Below are 23,981 nucleotides of genomic sequence, written 5' to 3' on the forward strand. Positions count from 1 at the left end.
GTGCGTTGCGGCACGCTTTGAGCAACTCGCAACTCGCTTAACATTGAGTCCTCTGCTTCGCTTAAGATAATCCGAATAGGAGCAGGCATAAATAATGGAAAACTCCGTTTAGAGAACCGCTCCCATCTTACATTTAATTAGTCCCAGCTACTTAGCGACGAAGTTTTCTGAAGGTCTGGCAGCTGTTTATCAGGACGGCAAATGGGGGTTTGTCGCCAATAATCTGCCCTTAAAATAAGCCACATTTGACAGAATAAATGACTTAAAGAGTGATTGAGCGTGACGATCGACAAATCTTTGGCATGGAAGAAACTTTTGTGGCAATGGTTAGTTGCCTGCGTCGTGGCTAAACTGCTGCAAATCATTGTGGACGGAGTTGCCGGAGCGGTTGCATCAGCGACAGGGGGAGGATTCACTGGGGGTAGCACTAGCCTTTTGTTGATCCTCATCGTGTTTAGACTGATCGGCGGTGCTTTAGGCGGAACTGCTCAATGGCTGGTTTTAAGGCAGTGGCTCCCATCTATTCGCTCTTGGGTTCTGGCAACCAGTTTGGGAAGTGCGATCGCCTTGGCGGTAATTAACGGGCTATGGGCAGTGACTCTTATGCCCCCAGCTTCCGGCTTGATAGGTGGCATGATGCCCCCCATGTCCGTGCTGCCTCAGTTTTTGTTTGATGGTATCTACGGCATCTTGCTGGGGGTAGCTCAGTGGCTAGTGCTGAGAACAAAAGTGCCGCAAGCAGGTTGGTGGGTACTGGTCAGTGGTGTTGGCGCGATCGCAAGTAGTATTGGTATCGATGTGCTGCAAAGGTTTGTCGGCCCGATGGGGATTGATGTCAGCCAGAGTGCTTGGAATCCATTCTTTTGGGCGATCGCATCTGTCAGCGTTGTGCTTTACGCTGCGATCTCAGGCGGGTTTCTGGTCTGGAGTTTGCGTCAGCGGTTCTAGCGAGTAGAAAAGGACTGCACAACACTCTGGACATTGTTTTCTAGCCCGTTACTGCTTAAGAACAAGCGATCGCCATTCAGAACAAATCGATAAATATGGCTTTCACGGAGTGTCGGGGTGTGCCAAAGCACCTGTCCGCTTGTGGCATCGAAGGCATTCACCCGACTATGGTTCTTTGCTGAACCATAGAAACCAAGAGCGCTGACACCTTCGATTTCCATATCAGCCGTGTAAATAATATTGTCCGCCAGAGCGATGGGTCTGGGTTCTTGCCGATCCTGGCGAGATAAGGTAAATTGCCGAAGCATAGCCCCAGTCTGCCGATCCAAAACGACAAATCGCGTACTCGTCTTGACATCACCATCCCAGATGAAGACTTCGCGATCGCTCGCTAGCTTGGCTTCACCGCCCCGCATCGTATGAGTCCAGCGTTCCTTGCCCGTTTTTAAATCGAGTGCCTTGACCCAACCAGGTTCCTTTCCTGTACGGTCTTTGCTATACACTGCCGGATATACAGTGTCTCCTAAAACTGTGACATCCGTTAGCTCAGCTGAGGTGTTCCAAGTCCAGAGGACTTTGCCTGTAGCGGCATCCAATCCGGTGAGTTGGTATCCTCTTTGGGGTGTACTGGGATTAACTAACACGGGCAAAAACACTACCCCATTTTGAACCACAGGCGATTTGGAGTCCACACTCTCAAAGGTAGAAACCATACTGTCTTTGGGGGTGACAAACTTCCAGAGCAGTTTATCTGGAGTACGGGCAGAAATTTCGTTGCGATCGCTCTCTACTCCCTGTCTGACATAGCTGTTGAGAATGAAGGCTCCCTGAGATACTCCAATCATTCCCGCAAAGTCTGAATTGTCAAGTGGCAATACTGCTTTTGTCTTGCCTGTGTTGGCATCAAGCGTCACCAGGTTTTTGGGATCGTCAACTAGTGGCAGTAGCCCGAAATCGCTGGCATAGATAGTATTACCCTCTATAGCAAACACCCTGCCAATCGGCTGCTGGCTCCGCCATTGCACCTTCCCGGTTGCCGGATCGAGTGATTGAAGTGCTGAGGGCTTTGTATTCCCCGTTGGCACCAGCAATCGGTTCTCTGTTGCGATTGGTGCCGTACTAGCGTGTAGGTTTACTGACCACACAGGCTGACGAGTCGATGCCGCACTAATGGCAGAAGCGATCGCGTGGTAGCCCAGCACCAGCACTACACCTACCAGTACATATTTGAAAAGCTTTTTTAACACCGGGACGACTCCACTTCAACCTGAGAAAATCATAATTTGGAACAAACTAAACCCGGCTGATTTTCTCCATAATTTAAGCTTTTTAGCCTGCAAGCAGTCAGTTGTAAAACTTGAGATTAAGCGATCGCTACCAGGTCACGGTACTCGCTCAAAAGTTCCTCTTGAGTTAGTGCATCAGTTTCTACCTGAGGACTCCAGAGTAGTTCAAACACCATTAGATAGTCGAGGCTGATGGCTGTAACTTTCTCTAAAGCAAGCTTTACAGTATGTGCAGAATTGAGGTTTTCAAATAACGGCTGATCGTCAGCCGTGCCGATTAGCAATGTTACGACGATGTATGCAGGTTGTTCTTCATCTGGATCGAGTTCAACTTGTTGCTGGGTAACTTTGCCATCTACGTTAGAGAGGGTTTCAGCCGTAAATTTGCTACGTTCTTGTAACGAAAGTTTGTTGAAGACTGTTTCGGCTTCCTCCCGACTAGAAACTGTCTGTGAACTCCCCAACACATGAGTCCAGCATTCGGAATTTTCTAGCAGTGCTTGCACAGATGCTTGTAGTAGCTGCATCAACCCTTCCTGGGTTTGAGTATTCGCCGTGAGACTTAATTGAGACAATTTTGATTGAATCGCACCCGCTTGGGCTGTTAGCGCTATCTGTAGTGTGCTAACGGTGACGATATCATTTTCAAGCTCATTCTGATTCATGGTTTTTGGTTTTTGGTTGGAACTGGAATCTTGCAACCAAGCAGCAAATAAATCGGGACGGCGATCGCGCGTTCTCTCGATTTGTCTGTCTCTTCGCCAGCGTTCAATCTCCGCATGATTCCCCGATAGTAAAACATCCGGCACCTTCCACCCGCGAAAGTCAGCAGGACGAGTGTATTGAGGATAATCCAACAATCCCGCCTCAAAACTTTCTGCTTTTAAAGACTCTTCCTTCCCCACCGTTCCCGGTAATAGGCGGATGGTGCCGTTGAGCAGTGCCAGCGCCGGAATTTCTCCACAAGTCAAGACAAAATCTCCTAAAGAGACCTCCCGTGTCACCAAATTCAGCACCCGCTCATCGACACCTTCATAATGACCGCAAATAATTACTAATTGGTCATAATTGGCTGCCAATTCTCGAAACAGCGGTTGCTTCATCGGTTCTCCCTGCGGCGTCATCAGGATCGTCTCGCGTCTGGCTAGAACTGGCAGTGACTCCACAGCACCAAATATCGGCTCTGGCTTCATCAACATCCCTACTCCGCCGCCGTAAGGCTCATCATCCACGCGGCGGTGTTTATCGGTGGCAAAGTTACGGGGATCGATCAGATGCACGGAAGCAATCTGTTTGGCTAAAGCTTTCCCTAATAGTCCCGAACTCAGAGGAGAGGAGAAAAAATCTGGAAAAAGAGTAACAATATCAAATCGCACAGCAGAAGTCGGTGATAGTTAAGTAGTAGGTTGATTTTACCCATTCCCTACGAATTCCTACCGATTACCCACTACCCGGTATCCCTAATCGCAAGATAATGTTAAATATTTTATAAAAAAAGTTGACTCGATCTGGCATTATGCATATAGGATTAAGCCCAAAAGCGACAAGCTATGGGCGATCTGTAACGTTTGTTACTCAACAACCTAGAAAAACAATTAAATTGTTTGGTGATGTTGATGGAACGCCTGCCAGAAAGATTGATAAGGAAATTGAGACGATTGACAAGCGTGAAAAGAGAGATTGTCCTGGTGAGCAAGGGGGTTAGAGGGAGTTGAGCAAGAACCATGCATCAGGATAAATTGGCATTCCTATCAACTGGCAGAACGATAGTATTCGATATCACCCTATGCTCAAGAGCAACATGATGCTGCAGTTAGAACCTCAATCCTTAGTACAGAGGATGCCCCAATCAACGAAAACCGCCATCATGGTGATCGGCGGTGCGGAAGACAAAGTTCACGGACGAGAGATATTACAAACCTTTTTTAATCGTGCTGGCTCGACTGATGCCTGCATTGCGATTATTCCGTCAGCATCCAGAGAACCTGCGGTGATTGGCGATCGCTACCTCACCATCTTTCAAGAAATGGGTGCGAAAGTAGTGAAAGTGTTAGATATCCGCGAACGGGAGCAGAGTTACGATCCCTTGATGCACGAGTACATTGAAGAGTGTACAGGGGTTTTCATGACTGGAGGCGATCAACTGCGACTCTGTGGACTGCTTGGCGAGACGCCATTTATGGAAAGAGTCCGATACCGCGCGCAACTGGGAGAGATTACGCTGGCAGGAACCAGTGCAGGAGCGGCGGTGATGGGACATCATATGATTGCGGGAGGCGGTAGCGGCGAGTCTCCCAATCGTTCCCTAGTCGATATGACGCTAGGGTTAGGGATTTTACCGGATGTGATCGTAGATCAACACTTTCACAATCGCAATCGCATGGCGCGTTTGATTAGTGCGATTTCGGCTCATCCAGACAAATTAGGGATTGGGATTGACGAAGATACTTGCGCCTTAGTGGAAGCGGATGGTCTTTTACAGGTAGTCGGCAAAGGCACCGTGTCTATCGTCGATCCTGGGGAGATATCTCACACGAATCAATCTTTAGTGGGAGCAACCGATCCGATTAGTATTTTCAATCTACGGTTGCATATTCTTAGTTATGGCGATCGCTACCATTTACACCAGCGAGTCATCCTGCTACCCGATGGCTGATGAGTGAATATTACTAGCGGTACTTCAATTCCAAATTTAAAACTTGTCATGATTGCCTTTTTGGCAAAAAACTGTTCGTGGAGAACAGTCTAGTGACTTTTTAAAGCTGGAAACTAGGGAATTGCTTAAAGTAGCAGCGGATTCAGTAAGGGCGAAGCCTTTCTGGCAAAGTTTTCTCTTAAAAGCAGCAGATGTGAAATCGCTTGCATCTTCGTCCCTACCCGCGATTCGACAGCCCACATCCTCTGAATCACCCGCAAAAGTAGCCATGAGAATTTTAAAAATCCAGACATTACGGGGTCCCAACTACTGGAGTATTCGACGGCAAAAATTGGTCGTCATGCGCCTAGATTTAGAAGAACTTGCAGAAAAGCCATCCAATCAGATTCCTGGCTTCTACGAGGGATTAATCCAGGTGCTGCCAAGTCTGGAAGAACACTTCTGTTCCCCTGGCTGTCGAGGTGGTTTCTTGAGCCGAGTCAAAGAAGGCACGATGATGGGACACATCATCGAACACGTTGCCCTAGAACTCCAGGAACTCGCTGGGATGCCATCTGGCTTTGGTCGTACCCGCGAAACAGCCACCCCAGGCATTTACCAGGTGGTCATTGAGTACCACGATGAACAAGCCGGTCGCTATGCCTCCAGAGCCGCCGTGCGCCTTTGTCAGAGTATTGTAGACACCGGCACCTACTCCGCTCAGGAGTTAGCACAGGATCTCAAAGACCTGAGGGATTTCGCACGGGCTGCTGCCCTCGGTCCCAGCACCGAAACCATTGTCAAAGAAGCCGAAGCGCGGGGAATTCCCTGGATGCCTTTAAGCGTTCGCGCCATGATTCAGATAGGGTATGGCGTCTACCAGAAGCGGATGCAGGCGACTTTGAGCAACCACTCTAGCATTTTGGGTGTCGAACTTGCCTCCGACAAAGAAGGCACCAAAAAAATGTTGCGCCAAGCCGGGGTGCCGGTTCCGCGCGGCACGGTAATTCACTACCTGGACGAACTTGAAGACGCCATTCAAGAGGTGGGGGGATACCCAATCGTCCTCAAGCCCCTCGACGGCAACCACGGACGGGGCATTACTATCAATATCACCGACTTCCAACAAGCAGAAGAAGCCTATGATGCTGCCAAGAGTGCTTCTAAAACTCGCTCGGTGATTGTTGAACGCTACTATACTGGAAGCGACCACCGAGTATTGGTGGTCAACGGCAAATTGGTGGCAGTTGCGGAACGAGTCCCCGCCCATGTGGTAGGAGATGGCACATCCAGCATCGAGCAATTGATTGAGCTAACCAATAGCGATCCCCATCGGGGTGAAGGGCACGATAACATCCTCACCAAAATTGAAGTAGATCGCACCACCTTCACGCTGTTGCAACGGCAGGGGTATACCCTGGAGACCGTGCTACCCGCCGGAGAGATTTGTTATCTGCGGGCAACCGCCAACCTCAGCACTGGCGGGATTGCTGTTGACCGGACTGACGAGATCCATCCCGAAAATATCTGGCTTTGCGAACGAGTCGCCAAGATTATCGGGTTGGATATTGCTGGAATTGATGTGGTGACATCCGATATCAGCAAACCCTTGCGAGAAATGGATGGGGTGATTGTTGAGGTGAACGCCGCCCCCGGATTCCGGATGCACGTTTGTCCCAGCCAGGGTTTGCCGCGAAATGTGGCTGCCCCAGTGCTAGATATGCTCTTCCCGCCTGGAGCGCCCACTCGCGTTCCCATCATTTCCATTACTGGCACCAACGGTAAAACAACAACGACTCGTCTAATTGCCCATATCTTCAAGCAGACGGGGAAAACGATTGGCTACACGACCACCGATGGCACCTACATTGGGGATTATATGGTGGAACCGGGGGATAACACCGGCCCTCAAAGTGCCCAGCTGATTCTTTCAGATCCCACGGTAGAAGTGGCGGTGCTAGAAACGGCGCGGGGGGGGATTCTCCGCTCTGGTTTAGCCTTCAGTGCCTCTGATGTGGGTGTCGTCTTAAACGTGGCTGCCGACCACCTGGGAATTGGCGATATTGAAACGATCGAAGATATGGCTCATCTCAAGAGCGTCGTGGTGGAATCGGTGATGCCAGAAGGCTATGCCGTCCTGAACGCCGACGATCCCTTGGTAGCAGCGATGGCGCGGCGGGTGCAAGGACAAGTAGCTTATTTCACCATGAATCCAGAAAATGAGCTGGTGCGAGAACATACCCGTCGGGGCGGTTTGGCAGCGGCTTATGAAAATGGCTATTTGTCAATTTTGAAGGGAGATTGGGTACTACGGATTGAACAAGCGGTGAATGTGCCGCTGACGATGGGGGCACGGGCACCTTTTCAGATTGCCAACGCGCTAGCGGCGAGTTTGGCGGCTTTTGCGGAAGGGGTGAAGATTGAGGAAATTCGTCAGGGCTTAAATACGTTCCGCGCTTCAACCGCTCAGACACCAGGACGGATGAATATGTTCGAGATGGGCAAATATAATGCTCTGATCGATTATGCTCACAATGCAGCCAGCTATGAGGCGTTAGGTGGTTTTGTCCGCAACTGGCCTGGTGAGAGAATTGGTGTGGTGGGTGGCCCTGGCGATCGCCGCGACGAAGATTTCGTTACTCTGGGCATACTCTCGGCTAATATGTTTGACCGCATCATCATCAAGGAAGATGATGATACGCGGGGGCGTCCTCGCGGTGAGGCAGCTGCCTTAATCTCTCAGGGAATTCAGCAAGAAAAGCCAGATTCCCGCTATGAAACCATTCTGGATGAGACGACCGCCATAAATACGGCGCTGGAGCAAGCTCCAGAAGGCAGTTTGGTGGTCATTTTGCCAGAAAGCGTCACCCGTGCGATTAGCTTAATTGAGGCGCGTCGCCCTCAAGGGGAAAACGGACATCAGCCGGTTGCACCGTCGATAGAAAATCAAAATAGCTTGAAGGCGTCTGTAGCACAGACCCTTTAAACGCTCATCAGTTATGTATTTGTAGGGACACGGCAATGCCGTGTCCCTACCCGTTATTTGAGGTCTTGATTTTCATCTGATGGTTCCTCGTCCACGCCCCTTACTCCGTCCTTGAAGCCGCGTAAAGTCTTACCCAGCGAACTTCCCAGTTCGGGAATCTTTTTGGGACCGAAAATTAAAATCGCTGCGATCGCGATTACTCCCACTTCAGGCCATCCTAAACCAAACATACCCGTTTCCTGCGAACTATCCACAATCAACTATAGGAGACTATCGAGCGGCTGGAGGAAGATAATCTCTTGTAATGGGTATTTCCAACCATTCGCTAAGTTCTTGGGTTAACCATTCGAGTTCCGCTTCATGGATGCCGCCACTCTCAGCGTTAAGTTCATACTGCCTTAATCCTGCCTCAATAATGATTTTGCCTGGAACATCAACCCGGTTTCCTTCTGAGTCTTTTTTATGGTGTTTCGGGATGTATACCAACCTGTTAATATCCTGTCTCAATGCTGGACGAGGACGATGGAATTTAAATCCAAATATTTCCCATGTCAGTGAAATTTGCTTTTGATTGCTATAAAGCTGCGATCGTCCAAATAACGCAAAGAGAATCTGCCAGCTCATACTCACGCCAGCAAACCAAAAGGGTAGTGAAAACAACACCATAAACAAGTTGAAGCCTAGTGGTGCAAATAGGACAGAGCTTGTCCACACGAAGATGAATGAATTCCAAGCGATCGCAAAAAAGCACAACCCTATCGTAGAAGCAGTAAGTCCCTTCGGAGGGATACTAATTTTAATAAAATCTGCATTTTTAGTCAGTGAAATTTTGCTACCAGTTGGTTTCTTGACAACTAGAGGAAAGCTATCTGCTGTTGGATGTTCTTGTTTTAATGCTTGTAGTGCTTCACTAGCAGAAGCCAAGCGTCGATTTAAGCTGGGATGTGTCATCCGCTTTAACCAATTGATTAAAACAGGACTGAGATTGGCAGTTTTTTCAAATTTAATTTGCAGGTTATCTGTTTGAGGTAAATCAGCAGGATGTTGACCTGTTGCCAGATAAATTAAAGTTGCACCTAGACTGTAAATATCGGATGCGGGAACTGCACGTCCGCCAAATTGTTCTGGCGGCATATAACCATAAGTTCCCACAACTGTAATTGTCCCGCCTTCCCTGGCGGCGAGAGTCTGCACCGCCCCAAAATCAACTAAATAAACTCCGCCAACATTATTACCAGAACGGCTGGTTAATAAAATATTGCTGGGTTTAATATCTCGGTGGATAACTGGAGGTTGACGACTATGCAAATAGTTGAGAATTTCGAGAATTGCAGTGCTAATTTGCTTGATATCTGCTTCGCTGAAAGTTCGTCCTCCTTTGAGATGTTCCTCTAGAGATTTCCCTTCCACGTAGGTTTGGACGAGGGCAAATCCTTTGTAGTTCGGTGAATTTAGCTCAAAATAATCCAGGTAGCGCGGAATCGCCGGATGTGTCAAAGATTTTAAAGTTTCCGCTTCCCGTTCAAATAACTTAAGCTCCTCCCACTCAAAATCACTGCCAAAAGTCAATAGTTTGATTATTACTAATTGTTGCGTTTTTTGGTCACGCGCTAGGAGTGTGCGTCTTCCAGCGCGTTTTCCAAGCTGTTGTTCGATTTGGTAGCGATCGCCAAAGACTTCACCCTTCATACTTATCGCCTGCCCCTAGCTATTAGCTGTTGTTATAACTCTGGGTTATCGCGGGTGGCAAGCTGATATCCTTAACCTACCTGCCTTTATTACTGGATTCTTGTACGCTAAAGAAAACAAATTTTAAAAAAATGCTCGAAACTTCTAAGCCTTCCCTACGCGAACAACAACACCCTCTGATTCGCAATTTAGCGGACACTATCGAGGCAGTTTGGCACCGCCATCTCGACCTTTCTCCCTACCACCTGCCAGAAGAGTTGGGGTATGTGGAAGGGCGATTAGAAGGTGAAAAGCTAACGATTGAAAATCGCTGCTACCAGTCGCCGCAGTTCCGCAAAATGCACCTGGAATTGGCAAAAGTCGGCACAATGCTGGATATTTTGCATTGCGTGATGTTTCCGCGTCTAGAATACGCGCTGCCAATGTTTGGCTGCGATTTAGTCGGGGGACGGGGACAGATTAGTGCCGCGATCGCCGATCTTTCTCCTACAAGCAGCGACCGCACCTTACCGGCAAACTATACCGCTGAACTTCAGGCACTACCAGCCCTTCAATTTTCCCAACCGCGCGAACTACCCGCTTGGGGCGCAATCTTTTCAGAATTCTGCATCTTTATTCGACCCAGTAATCCAGAGGAAGAAACCCAGTTTCTCTCTCGCGTCGAGGCGTTTTTAGAAATTCATTGTGTTAATGCCAAAGCCGCCAAACCCGTTTCTGCCGAACAGCAAGCTGAAATTTTGCAGGGTCAACGCAACTACTGCACCCAACAGCAGCAAAACGACAAAACGCGTCGAGTGCTAGAAAAAGCCTTTGGCGAGGAGTGGGCAGAACATTACATGACGACCGTTCTGTTTGACTTACCGAGTGCTTAATCTGCTAGTAAGATTCCCTCGCCAGATTGATGCCTACCTCTTAAGATTAATTAATAAAAATAATTTCCTTAGAGGCTATGGCACAGGAATCTGGCTCCAAGAATCAACCATTCGTAAAACCTGTAGGGCGGTGGGCGATCGCGGTTGTCGTGGCTGGTGCTTTAGCAACCAGCGGCGTTACCGTTTACAACCTCTATGCCTTGCGAGAAGCTGCTCAGCAGCCGGTACCAGCAGCAGAGCCAAGTACGCCTCCTAAGCTTGCTGTGACTGCCTTAGGGCGTCTGGAACCACAAGGGGAAGTGATCAAACTCTCTGCTCCTATGTCGGTTCAGGGCGCTGCTCGCGTGGATCAACTTTTGGTCGGTGAGGGAGATAAGGTCACAAAAGGTCAAGTGGTGGCAATTCTCGACAATCGCGATCGCTTACAAGCAGCTTTGGACAAGGCAAAACAACAAGTCAAAGTCGCCCAAGCCGATCTCAATAAAGTTAAGGCTGGAGCGCAAACCGGGGAAATTACCGCTCAGAAGGCAGCGATCGCTCGCACCCAAGAGGAGTTACGCGGGAAAATTGCCACTCAACAAGCGACGGTAGCTCGCTTAGAAGCCGAACTGCAAGGGGAAAAAAATGCGTCTGTTGCTAAGATTGCCCGCCTGACTGCCCAGATGGATAATGCGAAAAAGGAGTTCGATCGCTATGAGCAGCTATATCAACAAGGTGCCGTTGGAGCTTCTCTCTTTGACACCAAGCGCTTAGAAGTAGAAACGGCACTTCGGCAACTCAACGAAACTCAAGCCACTGCTAACCAGAAAGTAGCTACCCTGGAACAGCAAATTAACGAAGCCAAAGCCACTGCTAAAGAGACAATCGCCACTTTAGAACAGCAAATTAACGAAGCCAAAGCGACGTTAGAAAAAATTGCGGAAATTCGCCCCGTCGATGTCCAAGCAGCACAAGCCGAAATTGAGAACGCGATCGCATCCGTCAAACAAGCGCAAGCCGACTTGGAATCAGCCTATGTCCGCGTACCCGTTGCTGGTCAAGTTTTGAAAGTTCATACCCGTCCTGGAGAAACCATTGGTAATAATGGAATCGTCGAAATTGGGCAAACCGATTTGATGGTTGCTGTCGCAGAAATCTATGAAAGTGATATCGGAAAAGTGCGGCTAGGGCAGCAAGCGACGATTAACAGCGAGGGCAATGCTTTTGCCGATGAACTCAAAGGAACGGTCAATCAGATTGGCTTGCAAATTGGGAAAAAAGATATTTTAAATACCGATCCAGCCGCAGATGTAGATGCCAGAGTGGTGGAAGTAAAAATTCGCCTAAATGCAGAGTCCAGCCGCCGCGTTGCCGGTTTAACTAACTCTAAAGTCACCGTCAAAATTCATATTTAGCTATCTTTACTAATGGTTTTTGAACAATTAGCCATTAGCCCCTTGCCAACAAGTTTTGTAGAATCATGCCAAAAATTCCTCTAGCCTGGTTACAGCTTACCCGTGAAAAAATGCGGCTGCTGGTGGCACTTGCCGGTATTGGTTTTGCTGACATTTTGATGTTTGTGCAGTTAGGGTTTCGCGATGCCCTTTTTCAAAGCTCCGTAAGCTTGCATGAAAATATGCAGGGGGACGTTTTTTTGGTCAGTTCCCAGTCCACGGCTTTGATTGCCATGAAAAGTTTCCCACAGCGGCGACTGTATCAAGCTCTCAGCTTTGACGGAGTAGAATCGGTCAGTCCAGTATATCTTGGCTTTGGCTTGTGGAAAAATCCAGAAAATCGCCGCACTCGCCAATTGATGGTAATTGGATTTAATCCCGCAGCAGAAATTCTAAATTTACCCGAAGTTAAAAATAACCGAGATAAAATTAAACTTCCAGATGTTGTTTTATTTGATGAAGCGTCTCGTCCAGAATTTGGGGCAGTTGGTGATTGGTTTAAGCAGGGAAAAACTGTTGAAACAGAAGTAGAAAGCCGTCGCGTCAAAGTACAAGGCTTATTCACGCTAGGCGCATCATTTGGAGCCGATGGTAATCTGATAACGAGCGATTTGAACTTTTTTCGGATGTTCCCTAGACGACAGAGAGGATTGATTGATATTGGAGTGGTTAATTTAGAAGCCGGTGCGGATGTAAGTCAAGTTATTCAAAATATGAAGGAGTCCTTTAATTTAAAGAAGAATGATGAAAAATGCCAAGACTTAAAAAATATGGATAAAGATTGTACAGATGTACAAATTTTGTCCCATGAAGAATTTATTGAGTTTGAAAAGACATATTGGCAAACCAGTACATCAATTGGATTCATTTTTGGTTTAGGAACCTTAATGGGATTTGTTGTTGGTACAGTTATTGTCTACCAAATCCTATACACTGATGTTGCCGATCATCTAGCTGAATATGCTACGTTAAAAGCGATAGGCTATACGGATTTATACTTACTAATTGTTGTTTTTCAGGAAGCTTTAATTTTATCAGTTTTAGGTTATATTCCTGGCTTTTTGTTAGCGTCAGGGCTTTATATTTTTATAAAAGGCGGTACAAATTTACCGATTGCAATGACTGTTGTTCGAGCAACCGTAGTGTTGCTTTTAACTATTTTTATGTGCTTGATTTCAGGTGCGATCGCAGTCCGTAAGCTCCGAGCTGCCGACCCCGCTGATATTTTTTAAAGGGTATTTTTTAACATAGCTAGTTGCTAATTTTAATGAAATTGAAAAATTATGCTGCAAGAACCGATTGTTGCAATTAAAAATCTCAATTATTACTTTGGCAAAGGTTCGCTCAGAAAACAGATTTTATTTGATATAAATCTGGAAATGCAACCGGGAGAAATTACAATCATGACCGGGCCATCAGGGTCAGGAAAAACCACATTATTGACTTTAATGGGCAGTTTAAGGTCTCCTCAAGAAGGTAGCCTGAAAGTATTAGGACAGGAATTAATTGGAGCTTCTAAAAGCCAAATGGTGCAGGTACGGCGGCACATAGGCTATATTTTTCAAGCTCACAATTTGCTGAAGTGCCTAACAGCACGACAGAACGTGCAAATGTCGGTGGAACTGCATCGGGATATTCCGTCGCAGGAAGCTGCAACTAGGTCAACTGCGATGTTGGAAGCGGTGGGGTTAGGCGATCGCGTAAATTACTACCCGGAAAATCTTTCTGGGGGACAAAAACAACGGGTAGCGATCGCGCGTGCTTTAGTGAGTCATCCTAAATTAGTATTAGCTGACGAACCTACTGCTGCTTTAGATAGTAAGTCTGGACGCGATGTTGTCGAGCTGATGCAGCGATTGGCAAAGGAACAAGGATGTACGATTTTGATGGTAACTCACGACAATCGTATTTTAGATGTTGCTGACCGAATTATTCACATGGAAGATGGGCGTCTAGTCCGCGATACAATTATTTCCGAAAAAACGCCTGCTTAAGTCAGATTTCTGAGTGAAAAATTCGATTGAAGTGAGTTGATTTCTCTTGATACACTAGATGATTTTTGGCGAATGGCTCATTCTACAAAAGGCAATCTTTTCATTTGCCATCTACATTTCAAGAAAGCCTTTTGTTTAGAGATGATTGTAACTAAGCTCATATCTTGCATCAAGCCCTCAGAATAGAATTCTGAGACGATTGCATTCCAAATCCAAAAGCGCGGACTAACCGAAAACAAGGGTTTTGTAACCTGCTCTCGGCAGGCTTCGTTTGCGTGCTTCCTATCGCTGTGCGGTTTCAACTGCCCGGAGCAAGATGTCACTAAAGAATAACTAAACAGAATCCACCCTGGTTGCTGATGGAAAAGAACTTATTTCTCAACATCCTAGCGCTTTGTGCGAATAGTGACATTGCCACCTTCACTCAATTGTTCTAGCACCAATAAAGGTGTCGGTTTGGCTTTTTGATCCCATTGTAGTTTTGCAAGACGACCCTGAATTGTGGGTTGCCAAGTATCGTGGTCTTCCGCTGGACTGAGGAATGTTTCAATACAATCAATAATTTGGCTAATCGTAGCAGAAGTCGCTTGGGTAGGTAATTTCATTAACTTGATTTGAATGCGGAAAAGCACCCGCTTAGAGCGCTTCGTACCCTCTCCCGTCTCATAAATGACATCAAAAATCTCATCAACTTGGCGTCCCGCTGTACTGGCAATGCCCACTGATGCTTGTGATGCTTGGGTAGGACGCAGGGCGATAGTGATTAAGTCTTTTACTCTGACTTTGATTTGATTAACAATGGCAAAGTGAAAGACCTCTTCATCCATTCGCATTCTGAGGTAATCCAGGTTGAATTCGCGTGAGTTAACCAAGTCAGGATTGCTTTCCATTCTATGAATAGAGTCAAGCGCCAACTTTAACTTTTTCTGGAGGTCTTTGACTTTGAAATCCTGGATCTTGGCTTTCTTTGCCATCTCATCCTTTTTAAGCTTGACAAATACTGCCCCAGCAATGAGAAGTAACAGCAGTCCTCCGGAAGTGTACATCCAGATGGGCGCAGGTTGAGCGTTGGCGGCTGCGGCTGCTGGTTGGGCGGTTTGAGTTTTTTTGGCAGGGGCTTTAGGTTGAGCCTTCTTGGCAGGGGTTTGAGCCAATCGCAAATCTACAATAAGGAACGGAGTGGACATAGTCGCTAGCCTAAAAAAAATTCATGTCTATTTTCAGGATGCCCAAAAAAGCAGAAATTACAAAGTAAAAAGTATGAAAGATAAATAATCAAGTGTGAAATTCTGTCAAATCATTTTTCGGAAAGCAGCTCGACTCTTAGTTTAGACCCAAATCACACTTCATTAGAGCTGACTTTAACGTGCTGTTAGCGCAACGGCGCGATCGCACGGACTAGGCGAAACTACAGAGACTTTCATCGTTGGTTGTGAACTGCACTCACGGGAGCTTTGGCAAAAACACCGATTGGCAAGGCTCTCTAAAACTCTTGAAACCCTTGAAAAGTCGTCGCGATCGCCAAAACACCTTCCTCAAGGATCGCTAGCCGGAATTGTTTAGCGATCGCCAAACAGCAATCCCTGTGTTATTCAGTTGCTTCACTGGCAAGATATCAGCCAATAGGGAAAGCAGCCCCAGTCTGGGGCTGCTTTCCCTATTGGCTAAGAATGAGAGTATCTAGATTCTGCCCGATCTTATCTTTGGGCGCTGCTGCCAAGCTGATTCCAGGTTTGGATCACCTTCTCTAAAGGTGCAGGCAAACTCCCTTGATTAATCTCGGTGTAGCGAACTGTACCCTTGCGGCTGCTAAGGGTGTAGGTGATGTGATCGGCAGCACCACTAGGTGCTGGGTAACTCAGGTTCTTAAATTGGGCAAATTGCTGCTGTTCTAGCAATTGCTGAAACTGTCGTACCTGTTGCACAGGAATGCGGAGAACGCTACGTTCGGAGTCATTAGCATCGCCGATGCGAACCCGCATCAAGTTTCCGTCATTCAATAAAACAGTTTCGTAGGTTCTGCCAGTAAAACCGCCACTGGCAATCGCTCGAAACACCACATTTTTATCCAAGGATGGTGGTAGTTCGCTAGTCGGGATTGGCATTGGCTTGAGGATGCCAGCATCGCTTAGTTTACTTGCTGCTTGATTGAACTTAATAATGGAACCATCGCTGTTGGTGTGATAAACCAACAGTTGTAGCTTGCTTTGTACAGTTACCTGCCACCCAGGTATTGCATTAGTAAGACAACTCTCGTTAATACCGCCCAAACCCAGACAGCTATCCCAATTGTACTGTTGAGCTTGAACGATGCTGAGTTCGGTCGTGGGCACTTTGAACTGTCTGGAAGCTTCCCTTAAGACTGCATCTCGAACGGAATTCGGCAAACTCGCGAGTTGATCCACCTTCACGACAGAACCAGCTGCATTCGTGCGATAGACCAAGCGTTTTCCGCTTGCTTCTACCGTCACCTGCCACCCTTCTACTGTCGCTGGCGCACACAAAATATCAGGTGCGTAAATCCCTAGACACGCATCAGGCCAAGTCTTCTGTTCGACCTGGACGACGCGAATCTGGTTTACCGGCAAACCCAGCTGCGTGGAGGCATCAGAAATCACAGCATTGGCAACAGATTTGGGGAAGTTTCCTGGGATGTTACTGCCAGGAGTATTCGACTTTTCTTGACGTAAAACTTGCCCTGTAGAATTGGTGCGATAGACCCAAGTTTTGTTATTGCTAGACACGACAACACGCCAACCGGGAACTAATGCTTGAGTACAAAATTCACCCGATTTCGGAAGTCCTAAACAGCCATCGTTCCAAGTTTCCTGACTAAACTGAGTAATTTTGAGCTTTCCTGGAGCGATGCCAGTTTGACGCGACAAATCTTGACGAACAGCGTTAGCAATCCGAGGCGGTAAGCGATTAGCTTGCTTACGGTCAAGATTTTGCCCAACTTTCTGGTCTTTAACCTTAACCAGTCTGGTGATAGACTCAGAAAGTCCGGCTGGGGCAGCAAATGCGGTTTGTAACAGTGTCAGACCTGCGCCTAAAGACAGGACGCCAGTTAGAACTAAAACGGCAAAAATTCGCTCGGACTGGTGAACTGTTTCACCGGGGTTTACGGCTTTGGAGTGTTTTTTGAAAATCTGTCTCATAGAAACCTCAATAGAGTTGTTTTTGCAAGCGGAGAGCGTGTTAGGTGAGACGAGCGGCACTCCAACGCTCATCGAATGCATATAGCAGATAAAACGCTTGACGCTGCTATCGTGCGAGTTAGTTCCGCTGTTTCGTTCACCTGAATGGGTGATTTTTTACAAGTTTCAGATAGCGATCGCACGCAAAGAAGTTAACTTCTGCAAAAACAGGTTTCTATAATCGTGTAGGTGTGTATTTATTCCAGCAAGGGAGCGATCGCGATGACTGTGTTGGTAGTCGCTACGGGAAATCCAGGCAAGCTGCGAGAGATGCAGAAGTATTTAAGCGGATTTGGCTGGGAATTGACCCTGAAGCCAGAGGAACTGGAGATTGAGGAATCGGGTGACACCTTCATGGCTAACGCTTGTCTGAAGGCATCCCAGGTGGCAGAGGCGACTGGAGAGTGGGCGATCGCAGATGATTCTGGCTTGGAAGTAGACGCCTTAGAGGGCGCACCTGGTATTTATTCCGCTCGTTACGGCAAAACCGACCCCGATCGAATTGAACGCCTGTTGAATGAACTCGGCAACGAACTGAATCGGGAAGCCCAATTTGTGTGTGCGATCGCGATCGCTCGTCCCGATGGCGCGATCGCCCTGCAAGCCGAAGGAGTTTGCCGCGGCGAAATTCTCCACGCCCCTCGCGGTACGGGAGGATTCGGCTACGATCCGATTTTTTACGTTTCCAAAGAGCAAATGACCTTTGCGGAAATGACTCCTGAGTTGAAGCGTCAGTGGAGCCATCGCGGTCAAGCTTTTAAAATTCTCTTACCCCAGCTACAGACTTTAAAGACTGAGGGTTAAGTCCAGAAGTTAGAAGTCGAGTAACCAGAAATCAGAATTTTGCGATCGCCAAAAATTCTAATTTCTGATTTTTAATGACTCCTGACCTCTAACCTTGATGACTCAGTCCTCAGTCCTCAGCCCTCAGTCCTCAGCCCTCAGTCCTCAGCCCTCAGTCCTCAGTCCTCAGCCCTCAGTCCTCAGTCCTCAGTCCTCAGCCCTCAGTCCTCAGTCCTCAGTCCTCAGTCCTCAGTCCTCAGTCCTCAGTCCTCAGTCCTCAGTCCTCAGTCCTCAGCCCTCAGTCCTCAGCCCTCAGCCCTCAGTCCTCAGCCCTCAGTCCTCAGTCCTCAGCCCTCAGTCCTCAGTCCTCAGTCCTGACTTAGACAGCTTCCAGATTCTTTTCCCCCGTCCGAATTCTGATGACCTGCTCTACCGGGCTGACAAAAATCTTACCATCACCGATTTCACCCGTTCGGGCAGCGGCAATGATTTTCTCAATCACCATATCAACCTGGCTGTCTTCAACAACGATCTCTACTTTAAGTTTTTGCAGAAACTCAACCGTGTACTCGGAACCGCGATAACGTTCGGTTTGACCTTTCTGCCGCCCAAATCCTCGGACTTCAGAAACGGTCATTCCCACAATTCCCGCATTGACTAGCGCAATTTTAACTTCGTCGAGTTTAAAAGGCCGGATAATCGCTTCAACTTTTTTCAAGCTTCTAACTCCTCAGTTCGTTCTGGATTTGATCTGTACAATCAATTTGTACAACCAAAGGTACTCGTAAAGCGGCGGCTATGTTTTATCACTGCTCAAACAAAGATTTTTGTATTATATGATACATATTGCTCTTCACTCCCACCAGAGGCATCCATTATGCCAACCCTAACTAAGGGGTTTCTCTGGATATCGCTGACTCGTTACCTTGAAAGCGTTTGACTTGACAGTACAGTGAAGATGCGCGGGGTTGGCAATATTTTCCCCATTTGTATCAAAGCGGTTGTTCCAGGCAGATGCACCCGGTTCTTCCGACTCCTAGCAGAGTTAATCTTTCAGCCGTCAACCAGCAAGCTCAACGACTATTGTTCAAAAGCGGACGCACAATCAAAAAGCCAGTGCCAAACGCTGTCGCCACAATCAAAAAGATGACGATGATTAACCACCAGCCACTCACATCTGCGGAACGCTCTGGCTGAGTTGGGCGACGATACCGACCTTCTTCCTGTTCGATTACCAAGCTTTCTGAAAAATCAGATAGTGGTGCTGGTTCAGCTTTGGGAGGGGGAGGCGGTAGAACTTCCACTGGCGGAGCGATCGCAGCCGAACGAGGAGGACGAGGAGGCTGCGGAGAACGCCGCTTAGGTGTTGCGTTTGATCCAGTCCGAATTTCCGGTTCAATGGAGGGAGGGGGAACTTCAACTCGACTCCCGGAGGGAAACGAAGTGACTACCTGTTGTGCGTGCAAAGCTGACTGAACAACTTTTTCGATTTCTTGGCGCAGCTGTTGATTTTCTTTGGCTAACTGCTGATTCTGGGAATTCAGCGAGTCCAGCATCGCTTGCGCTGTTTGTAACTCTGCTGAGAGTTCTTTGTAAACCGAAATTGGCACTGAGGGACGGTAGGTATTCATTGGGCTTTGGGGAGTCTGCTCAGAAATATAAGCATTTTGCATTGGCGAGCGGGTCGAGGGATTAGACATCATGGATTTAGTTTAAGTTTGGTAAGGCAACAATAATGGAAAGTGAGGCGACTCTGACAGCCATTTTTTAACAAATTTGCTATTTAATCAACTAGGAATGTGCCCCAATCGATCTTTACGGTGTCATTGCTATAACCTTTGTATTCTCCGATTGTTTTAATTCTCCGATTGTAGGAGGGGAAAAAAGTGTCCCACTGGCCCTTGACCCTGACCAATGGCTAAAGCGTATTTTAGAGCAGTGGTGACATAATCTTTGGCTTTTTGAACCGCAGACCACCGATCTTTGCCCAAGGCTAGATTAGCCGCGATCGCGCTACTGAGCGTACACCCCGTGCCATGAGTGTTTGTTGTCTCTACAGTAGCGGTTTTTAACGTTTCCAGATGGTGCCCATCAAACCAGATATCGATGCCGCGTAGATTTCCCTCCATGCCGCCTCCTTTCACTAATACAGATGGACCACCTCCCAAATGATAAATGCGTTGGGCAGCGGAGCGCATATCATCCAAGGTATGAATCGGCAACCCGCTCAGTAATTGAGCTTCGTAGCGGTTGGGGGTCACAATCGCTGCTTTAGGGATTAAGACATCCCGCAGCGTTGCCACAGCGTCATTGTCAATCAGCTGGGCACCTGTGCGCGATACCATGACGGGATCGACGACTAAGTTCTTCAGTTTGAAAGTTTCCACAGCTTGCGCTACAGCCGCAATAATCTCCCCATTCAGCAACATCCCCGTTTTCGCTGCTTGGACGCCAATATCCGTCACCACAGCCTCAATCTGGGCGACAATTGCTGCTGTCGGTAAAGCATCCACCCGCGTCACTCCCAGCGTATTCTGCGCTGTCACGCAAGTAATGGCACTGGTGCCGTGAACGCAGTGAAAGGCAAATGTCCGTAAATCGGCTTGAATGCCAGCACCGCCGCCGCTATCAGAACCGGCAATCGTGAGAGCAACAGGTATGCTTGAAGGGTTTTTAACGGTCATAGGAATGAGGAATGGGTAATTAGTTAATACCCGCAAATTAAGGACTACTAACAATTACTTTTACTCTAAATTTTGATGAAACCAATCCCAATCTAAATTGAATTGAATGATTAGATTTTACAAATTGCTGCAAATCGAGTGCTGCTCAATTTACAATTTGCCGACTCATCGGCAAATTATTGCAATGCCGCCCTTGAGAAGCGAGTAGAACTGAGTTATGTGCCTAAAGACCTAATTAGAGGAAATATACGATGAGCCGCACTAATTTCCAGTTTAGGAGGGGAAATCCGTGCGGCGTGAGAGCATGGATGTAGCGATCGCTCCTGTAATCAGTCAAGTCTTCCCACTTTTGGGACAGGTAATCATTGAATTCGGAACTTCTACCGAATTCAATCGGCTTCGTGGAAGTTTAGAAGAATTTCGCACCCTGCTAACTAAGGCTGGATTGCCCACGCATCAATTAAAAATTAAAAAGGAAATGTTCCATTTTTAATTTTTAATTCTTCTAGCGTTGCGGACGCCGTCTTTGGAGAAATTCCGGAATATCCAATCCTCCACCTTGTTGTTGAGGTTTAGGCTCAAACGTGGGGGTAGAAGGAGGAACGGGTGACGGTGCAATGGGTCGCTGTGGCTGTCTGGAAGTGCGTGCCTCCCTCGCCGCCGGTGTAGACTGAGTTTCCCCGCTAAATCCAGTCGCAATGACGGTAATTCTTACCTCACCTTGCATCCGGTCATCGATCACTGCCCCGAAAATGATATTCGCATTCGGATCGACCACTTCATAGATTGTTTCGGCTGCGGCATTCACTTCGTGCAGCGTCAGGTCGCTACCGCCGGTAATGTTAAAGACAACCCCTCTGGCTCCTTCAATCGAAGACTCTAGCAACGGTGAGGAAATTGCGGCGACGGCGGCTTCTCTGGCTCTCGATTTCCCAGAACCCACGCCAATCCCCATCATTGCCGATCCCGCATCTGCCATCACGGCTCGGACATCTGCAAAGTCTACATTGACCAGTCCGGGAATCGTAATAATATCCGATATCCCTTGCACACCTTGACGCAGGATATCATCTGCTACTCGAAAAGCATCTTGAACCGGCATGGTTTCTGGAATCACTGCCAGCAGCTTATCGTTAGGGATGACGATGAGCGTATCTACCCGACCCTGCAAAGCGGCAATGCCTTCATCTGCCTGAGAAGTGCGACGGCGTCCCTCAAAGGTGAAAGGACGAGTGACAACGCCCACCGTTAAGGCTCCCATTTCTTTGGCAACTTCTGCCACAATCGGGGCTGCACCCGTACCCGTCCCGCCTCCCATGCCAGCGGTAATAAATACGAGATCGGTGTTTTCTAAGGCATGAGCGATCTCATCGCGCGATTCTTCCGCTGCCTTTTGACCAATGGCAGGATTACCTCCAGCACCTAAACCTCGCGTTAACTTCTGTCCCATTTGCAAGCGTTTAGCAGCTGAGGAGTGAGACAGCGATTGGGCATCAGTATTGATTGACCAAAACTCTACGCCACTGACATCACTGGCAATCATGCGGTTCACCGCATTGCCCCCACCCCCACCAACACCAATGACTTTAATTTTGGCGACGCTACCTAGCACGATGTTGTCACTCCTAGATTCTTCCCTGGGTGTTCCGTTAGCATCGTGATTATGGCCTAAATGTAACACGGTGTTATTAAAAGGATTCGCGCCGTCCACTGCGGGTGAACGACCTGCGTTCCCTGAGGGATTTGAGTTTTGGTGGGCAAGCCCTGGTTTACTATTGAGCGTCATTGCAATAGAAAGGGTCAATAAACAACTTTTTAGTTTAGGTAGCGATATGAGTCAACTATAGGGTAAGTTGACCCTTAAAACCAATGAGAGTCATAGTGCATTGACGTTCTTGAAGAGGTCTAGAGTCAACTGTCTGAAGGCTGATCCTACTAAAAGATGAAGGATATTCGTAAAGTAGATGCGCTCTTGGCAGGATGAAGAATGAATTTAGCTCACAAGACGCCTTCTGTCTAAAGCCAGAACTCGCGTTCCCTCCAAGCTTATAAGGTTTTGGTTTTTTTGGGAGGGTTGCCTTTTTTCATTTGAATTGCTGGGGAATCGGGGTTTTTGAGGTCAATATAGGCAATTTCGCTGGTTGAAAAATGTGCTGGCAAATCTCGCATTCGATCGAGGACGGTGAGCTGATAGGCAAACCGAGAAGTGTAAGCACCACAATGTACCCATCCTTGCTCGGTTTTCAGAATTAAATTGGCTGGGTTTTGCCAATCAATTTCAAATACTTTGACCGGACTGCGACTAACGGCTTGGTAAAGTGCCGACCAGTAGGGGCGATATTCATCCCGATAGCCAATGATTTTTAAGGTCGGCAAGGGAATGGTGCGCTCTAGTTCGGTGTAGCTTTCTAAGGGCATCCAGACGCCTTGTTCGTCCAACAATCCCAATACCGGCTGCGATCGCGTTTTGCTATTTGAGGAGGTTTGGCTGGAAGTGGAAGATTTGGCGTGGCGAGTGCGGAGGGCGATCGCGACTGGCTGTCGTTCCGTAACTTGTACGGTGAGTCCTGGCGGCAACATTTGCCGGGTAACAGTAGCTTCCTTGATGGCAGGTTGTAATTCCAACTTATCGGCGATGATTTGCGGCTGTAGCCGCAGCAAATACTGAGGGTAAGATAGGGGGAGCAGCGACCGAATCGCTTGGATTGAAAGCGTTTTATTGCCCTCAATCGCAATTTGATCGGGTTTGCGGATCACCCAAGCGGGTAAAGTTGTCACCCAAACTAAACTGCCTGCTAAACCGGCGACGAAGATCGCTCGCCACATCGCTTGAAAAGATTTTATCCGTCGTTGGCGACGTAGTTTTTGACGCCGTTGGCTCAATTCGGTTTGTGATACTGATGCGATGCTTGTCATCCTAACTTCTCAATCGGGAGTTTGTGGTGCTTGAGGTAGACTGCACTCAACACAGCTTGATGGTGGTTCGCCGTAAGTTTAGACGCGTCCTTCTTTAACTTAAACAGAGCGCTTGGGAGTTCCGACTATCCCCTCCTGACGGGGCTATCGCGCTATGCTCGCCAATCCGCTGACCGGGGGTAAAGTCACGATCGGTTCGCTCGGCAATTTCATCTAACAGGAAGTTAACAGAATCTTTTTCTCTTTTCAGTACGGCTCATCAGGAACTGTAGCGGGAAATTCTAACGTCTAAATATTAACGTGACCGGGTCATTATGAACTCTGTTTAGACTACGGAAAAAGAATTTAAAATTGGGGATCGCTCTTCGCCACCAAAATCTGGGCTTTTTCCATCGCTTTTTGGCTCGCTCGGCACGATTCGGCGAGGCAATCATCGCAATTCGACCTGAATCGAAGCGCATCTGAGAACCAAGCTGAGAGCGATCGCGTTATAGCCGCAAAGTAGCCGGTGGTTAGACGACTCAGGGCGAAGCATTCCTCTCAAATCCCCTCAACTCT

The 23,981-nt window shown here is 47.8% G+C and carries 21 protein-coding genes and 2 pseudogenes; 11 read left to right on the forward strand and 12 right to left on the reverse strand.

Going from position 1 to position 23,981, the window contains the following annotated elements; translation table 11 throughout:
* Nucleotides 1–279: 279 nt before the first annotated feature.
* Nucleotides 280–948 carry a hypothetical protein gene (locus tag H6F52_RS14685; RefSeq protein ID WP_190535764.1) on the forward strand — a complete coding sequence of 223 codons (669 nt, stop codon included), beginning with the start codon at nt 280–282 and terminating at the stop codon, nt 946–948.
* Here the strand turns inward: H6F52_RS14685 and H6F52_RS14690 are convergent.
* From H6F52_RS14690 to trmD, 3 genes and pseudogenes are all read right to left on the reverse strand, one after another.
* Nucleotides 945–2,195 carry a PQQ-binding-like beta-propeller repeat protein gene (locus H6F52_RS14690; RefSeq protein ID WP_190429444.1) on the reverse strand — a complete coding sequence of 417 codons (1,251 nt, stop codon included), beginning with the start codon at nt 2,193–2,195 and terminating at the stop codon, nt 945–947. The two genes, H6F52_RS14685 and H6F52_RS14690, sit on opposite strands and share 4 nt — an antisense overlap.
* Before the next feature lie 116 nt (nt 2,196–2,311).
* Nucleotides 2,312–2,899 (reverse strand): DUF1517 domain-containing protein, encoded by a 588-nt coding sequence (locus H6F52_RS25775; RefSeq protein WP_242029059.1) that lies wholly within the window; start codon nt 2,897–2,899, stop codon nt 2,312–2,314.
* 27 nt (nt 2,900–2,926) lie between these two features.
* Nucleotides 2,927–3,610: pseudogene (gene trmD / locus H6F52_RS25780) on the reverse strand (tRNA (guanosine(37)-N1)-methyltransferase TrmD); the annotation flags it as partial.
* 140 nt (nt 3,611–3,750) lie between these two features.
* On the opposite strand from trmD, the gene H6F52_RS14700 reads away from it, so the two are divergent.
* The 3 genes from H6F52_RS14700 to cphA all read left to right on the forward strand — a co-directional run bounded on the left by H6F52_RS14700 (nt 3,751) and on the right by cphA (nt 7,855).
* Entirely contained in the window at nt 3,751–3,939 is a 189-nt protein-coding gene (locus tag H6F52_RS14700; protein ID WP_190429442.1) for a hypothetical protein, read from the forward strand.
* A gap of 99 nt (nt 3,940–4,038) precedes the next feature.
* Nucleotides 4,039–4,890, forward strand: coding sequence for a cyanophycinase (locus tag H6F52_RS14705; RefSeq protein ID WP_190536016.1), 852 nt, complete (start codon nt 4,039–4,041; stop codon nt 4,888–4,890).
* 268 nt (nt 4,891–5,158) lie between these two features.
* Nucleotides 5,159–7,855: a cyanophycin synthetase gene (cphA, locus tag H6F52_RS14710; RefSeq protein WP_190429450.1), complete on the forward strand. Its 2,697-nt coding sequence runs from the start codon at nt 5,159–5,161 to the stop codon at nt 7,853–7,855.
* A gap of 53 nt (nt 7,856–7,908) precedes the next feature.
* Here cphA and tatA read toward each other — a convergent pair whose 3' ends face one another.
* Together tatA and H6F52_RS14720 are read right to left on the reverse strand one after the other, a co-directional pair.
* Entirely contained in the window at nt 7,909–8,085 is a 177-nt protein-coding gene (tatA, locus tag H6F52_RS14715; RefSeq protein WP_190412322.1) for a twin-arginine translocase TatA/TatE family subunit, read from the reverse strand.
* A gap of 40 nt (nt 8,086–8,125) precedes the next feature.
* Nucleotides 8,126–9,544: a serine/threonine-protein kinase gene (locus tag H6F52_RS14720; RefSeq protein WP_190535765.1), complete on the reverse strand. Its 1,419-nt coding sequence runs from the start codon at nt 9,542–9,544 to the stop codon at nt 8,126–8,128.
* Nucleotides 9,545–9,675: 131 nt separating this feature from the next.
* Here H6F52_RS14720 and H6F52_RS14725 point away from each other — a divergent pair, with 131 nt between their 5' ends.
* From H6F52_RS14725 to H6F52_RS14740, 4 genes are all read left to right on the forward strand, one after another.
* Nucleotides 9,676–10,416 (forward strand): phycocyanobilin:ferredoxin oxidoreductase, encoded by a 741-nt coding sequence (locus H6F52_RS14725; protein WP_190535766.1) that lies wholly within the window; start codon nt 9,676–9,678, stop codon nt 10,414–10,416.
* Nucleotides 10,417–10,493: 77 nt separating this feature from the next.
* Nucleotides 10,494–11,810, forward strand: a complete 1,317-nt coding sequence (locus tag H6F52_RS14730; RefSeq protein WP_190535767.1) for an ABC exporter membrane fusion protein — start codon at nt 10,494–10,496, stop codon at nt 11,808–11,810.
* Nucleotides 11,811–11,875: 65 nt separating this feature from the next.
* The gene (gene devC / locus H6F52_RS14735; protein WP_190535769.1) at nt 11,876–13,081 is read left to right on the forward strand and encodes an ABC transporter permease DevC; all 1,206 of its coding nucleotides are present in this window, start codon (nt 11,876–11,878) and stop codon (nt 13,079–13,081) included.
* Nucleotides 13,082–13,132: 51 nt separating this feature from the next.
* A complete protein-coding gene (locus H6F52_RS14740; protein ID WP_190535771.1) occupies nt 13,133–13,843 on the forward strand; it encodes a DevA family ABC transporter ATP-binding protein in 711 nt (236 codons plus the stop codon).
* A 386-nt stretch (nt 13,844–14,229) separates the two neighbouring features.
* Here H6F52_RS14740 and H6F52_RS14745 read toward each other — a convergent pair whose 3' ends face one another.
* Complete coding sequence (locus tag H6F52_RS14745) at nt 14,230–15,030, reverse strand: hypothetical protein (protein ID WP_190412316.1); 801 nt, start codon at nt 15,028–15,030, stop codon at nt 14,230–14,232.
* A 510-nt stretch (nt 15,031–15,540) separates the two neighbouring features.
* Entirely contained in the window at nt 15,541–17,001 is a 1,461-nt protein-coding gene (locus tag H6F52_RS14750; RefSeq protein ID WP_199300564.1) for a hypothetical protein, read from the reverse strand.
* A gap of 261 nt (nt 17,002–17,262) precedes the next feature.
* Between H6F52_RS14750 and rdgB the strand changes: the two genes are divergently transcribed.
* Both rdgB and H6F52_RS26450 read left to right on the forward strand, forming a co-directional pair.
* Nucleotides 17,263–17,844: an RdgB/HAM1 family non-canonical purine NTP pyrophosphatase gene (gene rdgB / locus H6F52_RS14755; RefSeq protein ID WP_190535773.1), complete on the forward strand. Its 582-nt coding sequence runs from the start codon at nt 17,263–17,265 to the stop codon at nt 17,842–17,844.
* Nucleotides 17,845–17,941: 97 nt separating this feature from the next.
* Nucleotides 17,942–18,190: pseudogene (locus H6F52_RS26450) on the forward strand (hypothetical protein); the annotation flags it as partial.
* Nucleotides 18,191–18,202: 12 nt separating this feature from the next.
* Here the strand turns inward: H6F52_RS26450 and H6F52_RS14760 are convergent.
* The 3 genes from H6F52_RS14760 to thiD all read right to left on the reverse strand — a co-directional run bounded on the left by H6F52_RS14760 (nt 18,203) and on the right by thiD (nt 20,507).
* Nucleotides 18,203–18,541 (reverse strand): P-II family nitrogen regulator, encoded by a 339-nt coding sequence (locus H6F52_RS14760; protein ID WP_190412314.1) that lies wholly within the window; start codon nt 18,539–18,541, stop codon nt 18,203–18,205.
* A 355-nt stretch (nt 18,542–18,896) separates the two neighbouring features.
* Nucleotides 18,897–19,526, reverse strand: a complete 630-nt coding sequence (locus H6F52_RS14765; protein ID WP_242033953.1) for a hypothetical protein — start codon at nt 19,524–19,526, stop codon at nt 18,897–18,899.
* A 153-nt stretch (nt 19,527–19,679) separates the two neighbouring features.
* Entirely contained in the window at nt 19,680–20,507 is an 828-nt protein-coding gene (gene thiD / locus H6F52_RS14770) for a bifunctional hydroxymethylpyrimidine kinase/phosphomethylpyrimidine kinase (RefSeq protein WP_190535775.1), read from the reverse strand.
* A 289-nt stretch (nt 20,508–20,796) separates the two neighbouring features.
* Between thiD and H6F52_RS14775 the strand changes: the two genes are divergently transcribed.
* Nucleotides 20,797–21,000, forward strand: coding sequence for a hypothetical protein (locus tag H6F52_RS14775; protein WP_190412312.1), 204 nt, complete (start codon nt 20,797–20,799; stop codon nt 20,998–21,000).
* A 12-nt stretch (nt 21,001–21,012) separates the two neighbouring features.
* Here H6F52_RS14775 and ftsZ read toward each other — a convergent pair whose 3' ends face one another.
* On the reverse strand, nt 21,013–22,293 hold the full coding sequence (ftsZ, locus tag H6F52_RS14780; RefSeq protein WP_190412850.1) for a cell division protein FtsZ: 1,281 nt from the start codon (nt 22,291–22,293) through the stop codon (nt 21,013–21,015).
* A gap of 260 nt (nt 22,294–22,553) precedes the next feature.
* Complete coding sequence (locus tag H6F52_RS14785; RefSeq protein ID WP_190535777.1) at nt 22,554–23,423, reverse strand: FtsQ-type POTRA domain-containing protein; 870 nt, start codon at nt 23,421–23,423, stop codon at nt 22,554–22,556.
* Nucleotides 23,424–23,981: the final 558 nt, after the last annotated feature.

Source organism: Coleofasciculus sp. FACHB-542, assembly GCF_014695825.1.
Lineage (GTDB): Bacteria > Cyanobacteriota > Cyanobacteriia > Cyanobacteriales > FACHB-T130 > FACHB-T130.